12 protein-coding genes and 1 pseudogene are annotated in these 13792 nt (G+C 66.1%); 8 read left to right on the forward strand and 5 right to left on the reverse strand.

Annotated elements, in window-relative coordinates; genetic code table 11:
• Window positions 1-45 precede the first annotated feature (45 nt).
• The 5 genes from treY (at window position 46) to B1A74_RS03900 (ending at window position 6457) form a co-directional block, all read left to right on the forward strand.
• Window positions 46-2706 (forward strand): malto-oligosyltrehalose synthase, encoded by a 2661-nt coding sequence (gene treY, locus B1A74_RS03880; protein ID WP_077243822.1) that lies wholly within the window; start codon window positions 46-48, stop codon window positions 2704-2706.
• The gene (gene treZ, locus B1A74_RS03885; RefSeq protein WP_077243823.1) at window positions 2703-4457 is read left to right on the forward strand and encodes a malto-oligosyltrehalose trehalohydrolase; all 1755 of its coding nucleotides are present in this window, start codon (window positions 2703-2705) and stop codon (window positions 4455-4457) included. Before treY ends, treZ begins: the two co-directional genes overlap by 4 nt.
• 105 nt (window positions 4458-4562) lie before the next feature.
• The gene (locus B1A74_RS03890; RefSeq protein WP_077243824.1) at window positions 4563-5303 is read left to right on the forward strand and encodes a class I SAM-dependent methyltransferase; all 741 of its coding nucleotides are present in this window, start codon (window positions 4563-4565) and stop codon (window positions 5301-5303) included.
• A 92-nt stretch (window positions 5304-5395) separates the two neighbouring features.
• Entirely contained in the window at window positions 5396-5605 is a 210-nt protein-coding gene (locus B1A74_RS03895) for a hypothetical protein (protein ID WP_018945821.1), read from the forward strand.
• A 336-nt stretch (window positions 5606-5941) separates the two neighbouring features.
• Window positions 5942-6457, forward strand: coding sequence for an MOSC domain-containing protein (locus B1A74_RS03900; protein WP_077243825.1), 516 nt, complete (start codon window positions 5942-5944; stop codon window positions 6455-6457).
• 143 nt (window positions 6458-6600) lie between these two features.
• Here B1A74_RS03900 and B1A74_RS14530 read toward each other — a convergent pair whose 3' ends face one another.
• Window positions 6601-6726 carry a hypothetical protein gene (locus tag B1A74_RS14530; RefSeq protein ID WP_255349524.1) on the reverse strand — a complete coding sequence of 42 codons (126 nt, stop codon included), beginning with the start codon at window positions 6724-6726 and terminating at the stop codon, window positions 6601-6603.
• Window positions 6727-7160: 434 nt separating this feature from the next.
• Between B1A74_RS14530 and B1A74_RS03905 the strand changes: the two genes are divergently transcribed.
• Together B1A74_RS03905 and B1A74_RS03910 are read left to right on the forward strand one after the other, a co-directional pair.
• On the forward strand, window positions 7161-7769 hold the full coding sequence (locus B1A74_RS03905) for a PAS domain-containing protein (RefSeq protein ID WP_077243826.1): 609 nt from the start codon (window positions 7161-7163) through the stop codon (window positions 7767-7769).
• A gap of 25 nt (window positions 7770-7794) precedes the next feature.
• Complete coding sequence (locus B1A74_RS03910) at window positions 7795-10314, forward strand: chemotaxis protein CheB (protein WP_077243827.1); 2520 nt, start codon at window positions 7795-7797, stop codon at window positions 10312-10314.
• A gap of 13 nt (window positions 10315-10327) precedes the next feature.
• Here the strand turns inward: B1A74_RS03910 and B1A74_RS03915 are convergent, their stop codons facing one another.
• The gene (locus tag B1A74_RS03915) at window positions 10328-10585 is read right to left on the reverse strand and encodes a BON domain-containing protein (protein ID WP_051130311.1); all 258 of its coding nucleotides are present in this window, start codon (window positions 10583-10585) and stop codon (window positions 10328-10330) included.
• 137 nt (window positions 10586-10722) lie between these two features.
• Entirely contained in the window at window positions 10723-10881 is a 159-nt protein-coding gene (locus tag B1A74_RS03920) for a DUF3309 family protein (RefSeq protein ID WP_077243828.1), read from the reverse strand.
• Between the two features lie 201 nt (window positions 10882-11082).
• On the opposite strand from B1A74_RS03920, the pseudogene B1A74_RS03925 reads away from it, so the two are divergent.
• Window positions 11083-11226: pseudogene (locus B1A74_RS03925) on the forward strand (fatty acid desaturase); the annotation flags it as partial.
• Between the two features lie 44 nt (window positions 11227-11270).
• On the opposite strand, the gene B1A74_RS03930 reads toward B1A74_RS03925, so the two are convergent.
• Together B1A74_RS03930 and B1A74_RS03935 are read right to left on the reverse strand one after the other, a co-directional pair.
• Entirely contained in the window at window positions 11271-12005 is a 735-nt protein-coding gene (locus B1A74_RS03930; RefSeq protein WP_208855976.1) for a Crp/Fnr family transcriptional regulator, read from the reverse strand.
• Between the two features lie 198 nt (window positions 12006-12203).
• Complete coding sequence (locus B1A74_RS03935; RefSeq protein ID WP_099049986.1) at window positions 12204-13529, reverse strand: GGDEF domain-containing response regulator; 1326 nt, start codon at window positions 13527-13529, stop codon at window positions 12204-12206.
• Window positions 13530-13792 lie beyond the last annotated feature (263 nt).

Consider the following 13792-nt stretch of genomic DNA (forward strand, 5'->3'; position numbering starts at 1 on the left):
CGGCCGGGCGTTCCGGTTTTGACGGTTTCGTGCTATGAGAGAGGGGTGAGCGCTCGACCCGTCGCAACCTACCGTCTCCAGCTGCATCCGGGGTTCACCCTGGATGACGCGGCCGCGGTCGTGCCGTACCTGGCCGACCTGGGCATCAGCCATGTCTACCTGTCGCCGTTCCTGCAGGCCGTCTCCGGCAGCACCCATGGCTATGATGTCGTCGACCCGGGCCGCGTGAATCCCGAACTGGGCGGCGAAGCCGCGCGCAAACGGCTGAACGTCGCCCTCGCCCGCGCCGGCATGGGGCAGGTGCTGGACATCGTTCCCAATCACATGGCGATCGCCGGCGACCAGAACCCCTGGTGGTGGGATGTCCTCGAAAACGGGCCCTCCAGCCGCCACGCCCCCTGGTTCGACGTTGACTGGGCAGCCGCGGAAGAGCGCTGGCCCGACAAGGTACTGCTGCCGGTCCTGGGCGACCATTACGGCCGTATCCTCGAGGCGGGCGAACTGCAGCTGCGGTTCGCCGAAGGCCGGTTCACGCTGCACTATTACGAACACCGCTTCCCCGTCGACCCCTCCTCCCTGCATGACCTGCTCCAGCGGGTCTACCGGCGCAGCGGCCCGGAGCTGCTCGGCTTTCTGGCCGAGTCCTGCGCACGCCTGCCACGCCCGCGGGTGACCGGCGGCGAGCCGGCCGAACGGCGCCGACGCGACCAGGATGTGATCCACCGGCTACTGGACGAGACCTGCCGCGACAACGCCGGGACCCGGGCCGCCGTCCAGGCCGAGGTCGATGCCATCAACGCCAGCCCCGATGCGCTGGACGCCCTGATCGGTGAACAGAACTACCGGCTTGCCTGGTGGCGCACCGCCGCAGAGGATCTGGGCTACCGCCGCTTCTTCGACATCAACGATCTGGCCGGGCTGCGCGTGGAGCGGCGCGAGGTCTTTGACGCGATCCATGAGCTGCCCCTGCGCTGGACGGCCGAAGGCAGCGTGGACGGACTGCGGGTGGACCACCCCGACGGGATGCGCGACCCCGGGGAATACTTCCGGCGCCTGCGCGAGGCCTGCCCGGAGGCCTGGATCGTGGCCGAGAAGATCCTGGAACCCGGCGAGCGCCTGCCACCACAGTGGCCGATCGCGGGGACCACGGGCTACGACTTTCTGAACCGGGTCCAGGGCCTGTTCGTGGATCCCGCCGGGGAGCCCCCGATGACCTCGCTGTACGAGAGCTTCACCGGGGAACCCGCGGATTGCGACACCGTGGTGGTCGCGAGCAAGCGCCAGGTCCTGCGGGAGCTTCTGGGCAGTGAACTCCACCGGCTGACCTCGCTGTTCGTGCTGATCTGCGAGCGCCATCGCCGCCACCGTGATTACACCCGCGAGCAGCTGCATCACGTGCTGCTGGAGGTCGCCGCCCGCTTTCCCGTCTACCGCACCTATCTGGCCCGGGGCGCCGACGTGACCGAGGCCGATGCCCGCTACATCCGCAGCGCCATCGAACAGGCGCATGCCGAAGCCCCGGAGCTGGATGCCGAGCTCCTGGACTTCCTGCGCGCCCTGCTCTCGCTGGAGGTGGAAGGGGAGCAGGAGTCCGAGCTGGCCCTGCGCTTTCAGCAGCTCACCGGCCCGGCGATGGCCAAGGGCGTGGAGGACACCGCCTTTTACCGGTTTCATCGGCTGGTGGCGCTCAACGAGGTGGGCGGCGCGCCGGACCGGTTCGGGGTATCCCCCGCCGATTTCCATCGCGCCTGTCGCGACGCCCTGGAACAGCACCCGGACGCCATGCTCGCCACATCCACCCACGACACCAAGCGCAGCGAAGACGTACGCGCCCGCCTGCTGCTGTTGTCGGAGATCCCGCAGGACTGGGGCCGCACCGTGGAGAAATGGCGCAAGCGCAACGCCCGTTACCGTGCGAGTACCGGCCCCGATGCCGCGACGGAGTATCTGATCTACCAGACGCTGGTGGGTGCCTGGCCCATCGACCCCGAACGCCTCTGCGCCTACCTGGAGAAGGCCGTCCGCGAGGCAAAGCAGCACACGCGCTGGACCCGGACCGACCCGGACTACGAACACGCCGTAATGAATTTCGCCCGCGGCCTGCTGGACGACCGGGCATTCGTCGAGGCGCTCGAGGCCTTCGTCCGGCCGCTGGTGGCGCCCGGGCGAGTCAACAGCCTGGCGCAGACCCTGATCCGGTGCACGGCACCCGGGGTGCCGGACACCTATCAGGGGACGGAACTGTGGGACCTCAGCCTGGTGGATCCCGACAACCGGCGGCCGGTGGACTTCAGGCTGCGCCGTGAGCAGCTGGCCCGACTGGACGTGCTGTCCCCCGCCGAGATCCTGGAGCGCGCCGATGAAGGCCTCCCGAAGCTATGGCTGCTGCGCGAGGCACTGGCCCTGCGTCGGCGCCGGCCCGGGGCGTTCGGGGCCGCCGACGGCAGCTATCAGCCAGTCGCCGCCCGGGGCCCCCGGGCCGACCACGCCGTAGCCTTTTTGCGCGGCGACCAGGTGCTGACCCTGGTGCCCCGGCTGATACTTGGACTGGCCGACGACTGGCAGGACACCGTACTTCCCCTGCCACCGGGGCACTGGCGGAACGTCCTCACGGGGGAAGACCTCGAAGGCGGCGACATCCCGCTCGCGGATCTGCTGGCCGCGTTCCCGGTCGCCCTTCTGGAGCGGGTGGGGGAGCCACAGTGACGCGGGTGACGGTCTGGGCGCCGCAGGCCGAACGCGTCGCCCTGGAATGCGCCGGCGAACGCTTCCCGATGGCGCGCCGCGAGGGTGACTGGTGGGCGGTGGACACGCCCGCCCTGACGCACGGCGTGGACTACGCCTTCCGGGTCGACGATCGCGGCCCCTTCCCGGACCCGCGTTCACCCTGGCAGCCACAGGGCGTCCACGGGCCGTCGCGCTGGCTGGAGCATTCCCGATTCCACTGGAACGATGCGGGCTGGCGCGCCCCGCCGCTGGCCTCCGCGGTCATCATGGAGATCCACGTGGGGACCTTCACGCCGGCCGGCACCTTCGATGCCGTGATCGACCGCCTGGACCACCTTGCCCGGCTGGGCATCACCCACATCGAGCTGATGCCGGTGGCCGAGTTCCCCGGCGACCGCGGCTGGGGCTACGACGGGACCAGCCTGTTCGCCCCGCATCACGCCCTGGGCGGCCCGGACGGCCTGAAGCGCCTGGTGGACGCCTGCCACCGGCGCGGCCTCGCCGTGCTCCTGGATGTCGTTTACAACCACCTGGGCCCGGACGGCAATTATCTCGGTCAGTTCGGTCCCTATTTCACCGACACCTACAGCACGCCCTGGGGCGATGCCGTCAACCTCGATGGCCCCGACAGCGACGAGGTGCGGCGCTTTGTCCTCGACAACGCCCGCATGTGGCTGCGCGACTATCACTTCGACGGCCTGCGCCTGGACGCGGTCCATGCCATCGTCGACACCTCCGCCACCCACCTGCTGGAGGCCCTGGCCGACGAGGTTCGGCACCTGGAGACGCAGACCGGCCGACCGCTGGCGCTGATCGCCGAAAGCGATGCGAACGATCCGCGCCTGATCCGGCCGGTCGAGGTCGGCGGCTACAGCCTGGATGCGCAGTGGAACGAGGACTTTCACCATGCCCTGCACGCCCTGCTGACCGGCGAATCGCAGGGCTATTTCGCGGATTTCGGCCGACTTGAACACCTTGCCCGAGTGCTTACCCGCGGCTTCGCCCTGGACGGCTGCTACTCGCGCTACCGCCGGCGGGCGCACGGGCGGCCGGCCAGTGACGTGCCGGGGCGACGGTTCGTCGGCTGCCTGCAGAACCACGACCAGATCGGCAACCGGGCCACCGGGGAGCGCAGCAGCCATCTGCTGTCGCACGGTCTGCTGAAGGTCGGTGCCGCGCTGGTGCTGACCTCGCCGTTCATCCCCCTGCTGTTCCAGGGCGAGGAGTGGGCCGCGTCCACCCCGTTCCTGTATTTCACCGATCACCGCGACGCGGATCTGGCCGCGGCGGTGTGTCAGGGGCGCCGTGAGGAATTCGCCGGGTTCGGCCACGATCCCGCGCGCATCCCGGATCCGCAGGCCACCGAAACCTTCGAGCGCTCGCGGCTCGACTGGGATGAACCGCTGCAGGCACCCCATGCGGACATCCTCGAGTGGCACCGTACCCTGATCCGGCTCCGCCATTCCCGAGCCGCCCTCGCCGAGGACCGTCTCGACCGACTGCGCGTGGAGTTCGACGAATCCCGCCGCTGGCTCCTGCTGCTGCGTCCGGATCTGGTGGTGGCCTGCAACCTCGCCGCCCGGCCGCAGACCCTCACCCTGCCACCGGAGGCCTCGCATCTGTCGCTGCACCTGCGTTCCGAGCCGGACATCCGCCTGGATCACACCGGGCTCCGGCTGCCCGCGGAAGCGGTCGCCGTGCTTGCCGGGCCGGACACGCCGCAGGACTGAGAACGTGACGCATTCCCCTTTTTGCCAGTAGCACCCGGAACCGCCACCTGCGTCCCCCGGCCCGGGCGACTACACTGGGCCCCACGCTCAACACCGGCCCTCCCCATGACGCACGATCCAGCCGCCCCTCCGTCAGCGGAAGTCAGCGACGTCAACCAGCGGTTCTACGACCAGCTATGGGCGGACAGCCGGCTGGTCCGCCCCGAACGCTTCAACACCTGGGGCCTGGTTTCCGGCCTGGCCCGAAGCCACGACCGGCGACTCGAGGTCGGCCCCGGCATGCGCCCGCGCCTGCCTATCGAGAACACCCACTTCGTCGACATCAGCCCGCCGGCGCTGGATACCCTCGCCGCCGAGGGCGGCATCACCCATACCGCGCCGGTCTCCGAACTGCCGCACGCCGACGACAGCTTCGGTCTGGTGAGCGCCCTGGACATCATCGAGCACGTGGAGGACGACGAAGCGGCACTGGCGGAGATCAGCCGGGTGGCCGAACCCGGCGCACAGGTCCTGCTCTCCACCCCGCTCCACCCGGAATACTGGACGCCGTTCGACGACATCGTCGGCCACTATCGCCGCTATGAACCCGACCACCTCATGGACCTGCTCGACCACCACGGGCTCGAGGTGGAACAAAGCGCGATCTTCGGCATGAAACCCCGCTCCTCGCGGCTGAACGACCTGGGCATGTGGTTCCTCGAGCGCCACCGGCCCGTGGCCATGAAGGTCTATAACCGCTTTCTCATGCCCCTGGGCCTGCGCCTGCAGAAACCGCTGAAACTCCATTCCGGCATGGTCGCCACCGACGGCGTGGAAGAGGTCTTCCTGGTCTGTCGACGCCGTTGATGAGACCCGCGCCGCAGCCCCGGACTTTTCAAGGCGCGGGTGTTCCGGCCAGACTGTAAACCTGTCCACGTCGCAAGGCCCCTCCCATGCGAATGCATCACTGCGCGCGCCCGCTGCTCCTCCTCGCCATCGTCCTGCCGCTGGCCAGTGGCTGCGCGGCCGTCAGCGTGGCCAGCTCGGCCACCAGCGCCGCCGTCAGCGTCACCACCGGCACCGTCAAGGCCACCGGCAGCACCGCGGCCGCCCTGGGGCGCACCATCACCCCCAGCGGCAAGGACGACGACGAGGACAAAGACGAATAACCGGCGCGATACCCCGGCGGATTGCCGAAGCCGGGCATCAGCAACGCGGCCTTCACCGGCTACTGATCCAGCGCCAGTGCGAGAGCCTCCGGTCGGCGTGACACTTCCAGCTCAACAATGCACCCCCTGCGCCAGGACTACGTCTCCCACCTGCTGGAACTCGCCGGGGATCCTTTCGTCCGCAGAACGGTCGTAGCATGGGACAGCCAGACCGAGGGCCGATCCCATGGAATCTTTCGAGATCGAACGCGACCGGACAGTGGACCCCGCCGCGGTGGAACGCTACCGCGCACTGGACAGGATGTGGCCGAGGGACCAGAAAGCCCCGGACGCCCCATGATCCGGCCCTTCCGCCGCCGCACCGCGACCGGCACGCTGGACGCTATCTGGATCGCGGAACAGGCTGGCGCGCCGATGGCCCCGTGCGAGCGCATCGAACTCGACCTCGCGGGCCTCCAGGGCGATCGCTACCACGAGGGCCGGGGGCACTGGCATCCCGTCGAGGCCTGCCGCGTCACCCTGATCGGCGCCGAGGAGCTCGAACGGGCCCGGCGCCGCGCGCGGCGCCTGCGCCATCCCGCCAATCTCGTCCCCGGAGAGCACCGCCGCAACCTGGTGGTCTCCGGACTCGGACGCAGCCCGCGCGAGGGAGAACTCCGTATCGGCGACACGCGCTTCGTCATCGAGCGGCCGCGACCGCCCTGCGGCTGGCTCAATCAGGTCGTCGGCTACAACCTGGCGGCCGCCCTGCGCCACGACAGCGGCATATGCCTGCGCCCGCTCGAGACCGGGACCCTGCACGTCGGTGATCCCGTTCACTGGCACACGGCCCGCCGGAAAAGCGCCCCGTGAAGCACCACACTCCAGGCGGCCGCAAGGCCTCGCAGCCGCGGCTCATGCACCCGACGCGTGACTCGCCAACCGGCCGATCCACGGCGTTGCGCCGCGCAACCTTCTCTCGGGCAACGACGTGACGTTCGCGCGAGCAAGGCACTTCAGCGGGGAATAATCCGCGGCGCAGTCGTATCCTGCTTCTTCAGCTTCTTCGCCGCCTTCTTCTCTTTGGGCGTCAATACCGGTGGTTTCCTGGCTTCTTTGTTGCGCTGTCGAAGTTTGCTCATGATTGGCCTCCCGGGGAAACACGGATGCGTGTTTCCCTCAGTTTTTGTGGCGGCCCGTTCCGGCCGCAGCCCACGGGGGTTCTTCCGGATCCGGCGAACCGGAATGCATTCATCGAAGTCCGAAAAAACCCAGAATAAACAGGATGACGACGATCAGACCTATGATATAAATTATGTTGTTCATGAGGTTCTTCTCCGGGGTGGGAATGCCTCGGAATCGCATTTCGCAACCGAGATTGACCAGCATGACCGGTCGATTCTCTGCGGTCTGTACGACGACGAACACTCGATCAAGGCCGTATACTTAAGGGAGGTCATACTGTCCCCATGGGTTCGGCACAATCCGACACCCGGGGAAGCCCGCGGAACCGGATTGGGTTCCGCGGTCCAGGGCGGGGCGAATGCCGCTCGCCCTCATCTCCCACGGAGGTTCCATGTCCAGTCTCACGCACCATCCCGGCGACCATGACCGGTTACGCAGCGACGCCGAAGAACGGCTCCGGGAAGGCACCGCTCCGCCCAGTCGCGGCTGGACCATAAGCCCGGACGCACTGGCGCTGCTGTACCGGCTGGCCAGCAACCCGACCGAAGCCGGCGAAGCACTCAAGCTGCTGCATGAGCTGCAGACCCACCAGGTGGAGCTGGATCTGCAGCATGAACAACTGGTGGCCAACGAGCAGGAGCTGGCCCAGGAAAGGGACCGCTACAAGGCCTTGTTCGATTTCGCCCCGGTCGGCTATTTCGCCATGACCCCGGAGGGTCAGGTCATCGAAGCCAATCTGGCCGGTGCCCAGTTGCTGGGGGCCACACGCACCAGCCTGGTTGGCGAGAGTCTCGCCGGTTTCCTCGCCCACGGAAGCCAGCCCGCGCTCACCGGCCTGCTCGGCCGCCTGCGGGATGGTCACGCCCAGGCATGCTGCGAGGTGCAACGCACGGGGGAGGAAGGCGTCGTGCACGAGCTCCATGTCGTGGCCAATACCTCCGCGAGCGGCGACTCCGTACTGCTGATCGTTTCGCCATCCGGCCAATCTCCCGAGGCCTGAGCACAGCCTCGGGCTTCGGCGGGCAATGGAGACTCAAACGCCTCCCTCCTCGACCCGGCCGCCGTCCATCGTGGGTATCGGCGCCTCCGCCGGTGGCCTGGCGGCACTGGAGCAATTCCTCGGAAAGGTACCGCCTGACAGCGGCCTGGCCTACGTCGTGGTGCAGCATCTGGATCCGACGCAGAAGGCGCTGCTGCCCCAGCTGCTGCAACGCGTAACCGCGATGCCGGTGCGTGAAGCCGAACACGGCATGCCGGTCAGGCCGGACTGCGTGTACGTGATCCCGCCGGACACCCAGCTGACCGTGGCCAATGGCACCCTGCAACTGGCCCGTCCGTCGGAGCCGCGGGGCCTGCGGCTACCGATCGATGTGCTGTTCTCCTCCCTGGCCGGCGACCAGGGAGAACGGGCCATCGGAGTCGTGCTCTCCGGCATGGGCTCCGACGGCACGCTGGGTGCCCTGGCCATCAAGGCAGTAGGCGGCCTGACCGTGGCCCAGGAGCCCGGGTCGGCGCAGTTCGAGTCCATGCCGCGCAGCGCCATGGCCGCGGATTGTGCCGACATCATCGGCCCGCCCGCGGCATTGCCGGCCCGCATCCAGGCCTATGCGGCCCGGATGCGCGACCCGGCCCCCCCGAGCCAGGACAATGGAGCGCAGGCCCTGGAAAAGATCGTGCGTCTGCTGCAACAACGCACCGGGCACGACTTCTCGCTTTACAAGTCCAGCACCCTGCAGCGCCGGATCGAGCGACGCATGGGCATTCACGAACTCTCTTCACTGGTGCACTACGCGGATTTCCTGGAACACAACACACAGGAAACCGACCTGCTGTTCTCGGAGCTGCTGATCGGCGTCACCGCCTTCTTTCGAGATCCGATGGTCTGGGAATATCTGGCGGAAACGGCCCTGCCGGCACTGCTCGCGCGGCGCGCTCACGAGCCCGAGCTGCGCGCCTGGGTCATCGGCTGCTCCACCGGCGAAGAGGCGTATTCACTGGCCATGGTCTTCAGTGAAGTGGTGGCACGATTGCCGCAACCCCATGGGTTCACCCTCGAAATCTTCGCCTCGGACCTGAGCGCGGATGCCATCGCGACGGCACGCCGCGGCATCTATCCCCTTTCGATCCGCGACCAGATCGGTCAGGAGAGGCTGGACCGTTTTTTCATCGAGCACGAGACCCACTACCGAATCAAACCGGAAATCCGTGACATGGTGCTGTTTGCCCAGCATGATGTGGCGCTCGCCCCCCCCTTCACCCGGCTCGACCTGATCGCCTGCCGCAACCTGCTGATCTATCTCGGCCCCGAATTGCAGCGCAAACTGGTGCCCCTGTTCCATTACTGTCTGCGTCCCGGAGGACTGCTGTTACTGGGTGGCGCCGAAACAGTAGGGGCATTCGGCTCCCTTTTTACGCCCGTCGAATTCCGATTGCGGCTCTATCAGCGCCGGGACGCGGCCCTGCAGAACGGCGCCCATTTCCTGCTGAACTCGTTTCCACCGCTTTCCGGCAGAACCAAGGAGGCTCGCGTGTCCCCTTCCGACCCCCGTTCTCCACTCCCCAGCAACCTCCAGACGGCGGCCGACCAGCTGCTGCTGCAGGTGTACGCACCGGCGGCGGTCCTGCTCAACGAAGCGGGGGACATCGTCTACATCAGCGGGCATACCGGAAAATACCTGGAGCCCGCGGCCGGGAAGGCTACCTGGAATATCTTCGCGATGGCGCGCGAGGGGCTGCGCGGGGCGTTGGTCGGTGCGCTGGAACGGGCCTCCGCCAGCCAGCAGCCGCAGCACCTCCACCGGGTGGAAGTGACAAGCCCGGGTGGCCCCTGCCGCGTGGCGGTCACGGTGGATCCCCTGCAGGAACCCGGGCCCCTGCAGGGCATGACCATGATCGTGTTCCGCGATGCCCCGCTTCCCCCGCCGGGTGACGGCGATATCCAGGATGCCGACGGAGACGCCCGCACGGCCGAATTGCAGCAATGCCACGACGAAATCCACCGCCTGCGCAACGAGGCGCGTTCCTCCCGGGAAGACCTGCAGTCCGCCAACGAGGAGCTGCAGTCCACTAATGAGGAACTTCGCTCGGCGAACGAGGAATTGATGACGTCCAAGGAAGAAATGCAGTCCATGAACGAGGAACTGCAGACCATCAATGCCGAGCTTCAGACCAAGCTGGACGATCTGGCACTGGCCCAGAGCGACATGCAGAACCTGCTCAACAGTGTCGAGATCGCGATCCTGTTCCTGGACCAGAACCTGAACGTGCGGCGGTATACCGAACGGGCCGCGACCCTCATCCACCTGCGGGAACGGGACCTCGGGCGGCCGCTGAGTGACCTGAACACGACTCTCGACTACCCCGGCCTGCACGACGATGCGCGCGAAACCCTGCGCACCCTCGCCTTTTCGCAGAAGCAGGTCCGGGCCGATGACGGCCGCTGGTTCTCGGTCCGCATCATGCCCTATCGCAGGCTGGACAACGTGATCGACGGGGTGGTGATCACCCTGCTCGACATCACCGGCCCCAACAGCCCGGAGCCGTAGAGCTCAACGGAGGTCACTTGAGCTGCATGTCGTTCTCGACGGACCGCACGCCCTCGACACCACTCGCAATCTCCACCGCCTTGTCGATATCCTCCCGTGAGCTGACGAAACCGCTCAGTTGCACGCGGCCCTGGTGGGTCCTGACCCTCACCTCGAATCCGCTCAGGGAGGGCTCGTTGAACAGCGCCGTCTTCACCTTGGAGGAGATCACGGAATCGTCGACGGTTTCGCCAAAGCTTCTCTGACTCTCCGTGGCGGCACAGCCCGCCATGAACAGGGCCAGCAGCACAGCAACGAACAGAAGCGCAAAGTGCTTGTAATTGTACACAATCCAGGACTCCTCTTTAGAAGGGCAAGGGCGGCGAAAAAGCCCGGTCAAACCTTCCCTTGCCGTTGTTTCCGGCGGTATCAGATGTGACCCAGCAACAGCAGGACAAGGAGGATGATCAGCACCACTCCGATCAGCCCGCTGGGGGCATAACCCCAGTTCCGGCTATGTGACCAGGTCGGGATCACGCCGATCAGCAGAAGGATAAGGACGATAATCAGGATGGTTCCCACGGGCATGATGCAGTTCCTCCGGCACGGTGAGCGATATCGGTCGCGTCATTGCGACTGATGCATGGCTTCACTCTCGCGCCAGCAGGACGGGGAGATCTGTACGTTGCCGAACACACAGCGTGGCGTAACGGCGCCCAGCGAACCGGCAAGAATGCGCAGCCGGCTTGCCGGGAGGCCGGGGATGTGCGCTTGCGTACATACAGCCAGCGCGCGGGACGGATGCCCTGGCTCAGCACCATGGGCACCAATGCGGCCATCGTTGCGCTTGGCGCCCTGCTGATGTCGATGGTGGGTGCGGGGACTTTCGTCGTCCATCTGCCCATCGCCAGTCTGGCCGCCGCGATCGGGATCCCGTGTGTGAGCGGTCATGCACACCCAGGAGCCCGTAGCGCGGTTCAGTGACGTTGGTGCACCCGGGCAGCAGTCAAGTGTCGGATGCCACACACCGGTTCCTGCTCCCGGTCCGGCCACGGCATCAGCCGATCCGTTTCTTTCTTGACGACCTTGTAGCACTCGCAGCTCAGCTGCTCCAGCGCGGGACGGTCCAGCACCGTGATGTGCCCGCGCCGATAGTGGATCACGCCCAGCTCGTGCAGCTTGCGGGCCGCCTCGGTAATTCCCTCGCGGCGCACGCCCAGCATATTGGCGATCAGCTCCTGGGTCATGACCAGTTCGTTCCCCGGCAGCCGGTCCAGCGACAGCAGCAGCCAGCGGCACAGTTGCTGCTTGATGGTGTGGTGGCGATTGCAGACCGCCGTCTGCGCCATCTGCGTGATCAGAACCTGGCTGTAGCGCAGCATCAGGCGCATCAGCTCGCCATGCTGGTTGATCTCGCCGTCGAAAAGCGGGACCGACAGCCGGAAGGCATGGCCGCCACTTTGGACCACCGCGCGACAGGTCATGCTGCCACCCCCCATGAACGACCCGATGCCGACCATGCCGTCGTTGCCCACCACCGCGATCTCGGCCGAGGAGCCGTTCTCCGTCAGGTACAGCAGCGACACGATTGAATCGACCGGAAAATAAACGTAGCTCGGCCGATCACCGGACTCGCACAGCACCTCGCCCAGCGTCAGCGTGACGGGTTCGAGCAACGCAAACACGCGCGCACAATCTTCCGAAGAAATCATGCCGAGAATATGGTTTTCCCCTGGTTCAGTCGATTGCGACATATCCTTCAATTCCTCCCCGTGACTAAGGCCGTTCTCCCCCCCGACCGCCTGAAGCTCCCGTTCAGATCATACGACTGCACGACACCTGCCCTATCAGATGTGCCAACAAAGTTGTCATTTCAGTAAGGATAGAGGTCTTTTCACATTATGCGAGCTTCAGGTCACATGCCCCAGCCGCATCCCGGCAGTAAAAGATCGACAACGACCCTTGCCATGCGCCTTGGCATCCAGCATCGCAACATCCGCGTCATGTATAAGGTCATCAGCATTGTCGTCATCATTCGGATAAAGGCTGATGCCGATACTCAAATGGATGCGAAGCCTGTGCCCGTCGATCGCCAGCGGTTCGGCAAACGCCGCGTGCAGCTTCTCGGCAGCCAGCGCCGCATCCTGCGCCTGATTGATTTCGGTCAGCAGGATCACGAACTCGTCACCGCCATAGCGGCAGACGGTGTCGGAAGCCCGCACGCAGCTCAGAAGACGTTCCGCGGCGCCCTGCAGCACCCGGTCACCGATCGCGTGCCCGAGCGAGTCGTTGATCTCCTTGAAATCATCCAGATCCAGAAACAGCAGCCCGACCAGCTTTTGATTGCGCCGGGCCAGGGCGATCGCCCGTGAGAACCGTTCTTTCAGCAACAGTCGATTCGGCAATCCGGTCAGCCCGTCATGCTGGGCCAGATAGGCCATCTTTTCGGTGACCGCGCGCGCCTGATTGCGGTCGTGAAATACGATCACCGCCCCGGTCACCCGGCCATCGCGGTCGTGGATGGGTGCCGCGGAATCCTCGATCACGATCTCGGTGCCGTCGCGACGGATCAACACGCAGTCCATGGCCAGCCCCACGGTCCGGTCCTGATCGATGGCCCGCCAGGCCGGATTTTGCCCCGCCTCGCGGGTGGCCCCGTCGATGATGTTGAACACCTTCCTCAGCGGCTGGCCCAGCGCCTCCGCCCCGGACCAGCCGGTCATCTGCTCCGCCACGGGGTTCAGATAGGTCACGTTGTAATCCAGATCGGTGGCCAGCACGGCGTCGCCGATCGAGTCGAGCGTGACCCGGCTGCGCTCTTTTTCCTCGAACAGTTTCTTTTCCGCCTGGCGCAATACCCGCTCGGTAGCCTTGCGTTCCATCACATAGCGCAGCGCACGCGGGAGCCAATAGGGATCCGCTCGTCCCTTGGCGAGATGGTCGAATGCCCCGTGGCGAACGGCTCGGCGCGCGGTTTCTTCAGTATCGGCCGCGCTCAGCACGAGGATCAGGGCCTCGGGCTGGGCCCGGTAAACCCGGTCAAAGGCCTCGACCCCCTCTCCGTCCGGCAACATCAGGTCCAGCAGTACCACGTCGAACGTGTTGCGTGCCAGATGCCCCAGGGCATCGGCCAGACACGTCACCCATACCACATCAAACCTTCGCGTCTCCGGCTCCCCCAGTGCCTTCAGGATCCATTCGGCATCGGACTGGCTGTCCTCGATCAGCAAGATCATGCCTGGCCCGGCATTCAGGGCGGACCGAAACGATGACCCCGGAACTGGTTCCTCACTGTTGCCCATTCACTGGCCCCCATCGAATGCATGAAGCATTCGAGGCTAGTTGACCGGTTACACGCGATCGGTTCGGTATCGAACAAACGCCTGACCGGGTTCCTGATTCCAGATCCTCAGTGGATTCCCACGGGATCGCCCCCGTGAGCAATACATACGGGTCCAGAAGCAATTCGCATACCACACACCCCCTATCAGTCAACGTA

This window comes from Thioalkalivibrio halophilus (assembly GCF_001995255.1).
Classification (GTDB): Bacteria; Pseudomonadota; Gammaproteobacteria; order Ectothiorhodospirales; family Ectothiorhodospiraceae; genus Thioalkalivibrio; species Thioalkalivibrio halophilus.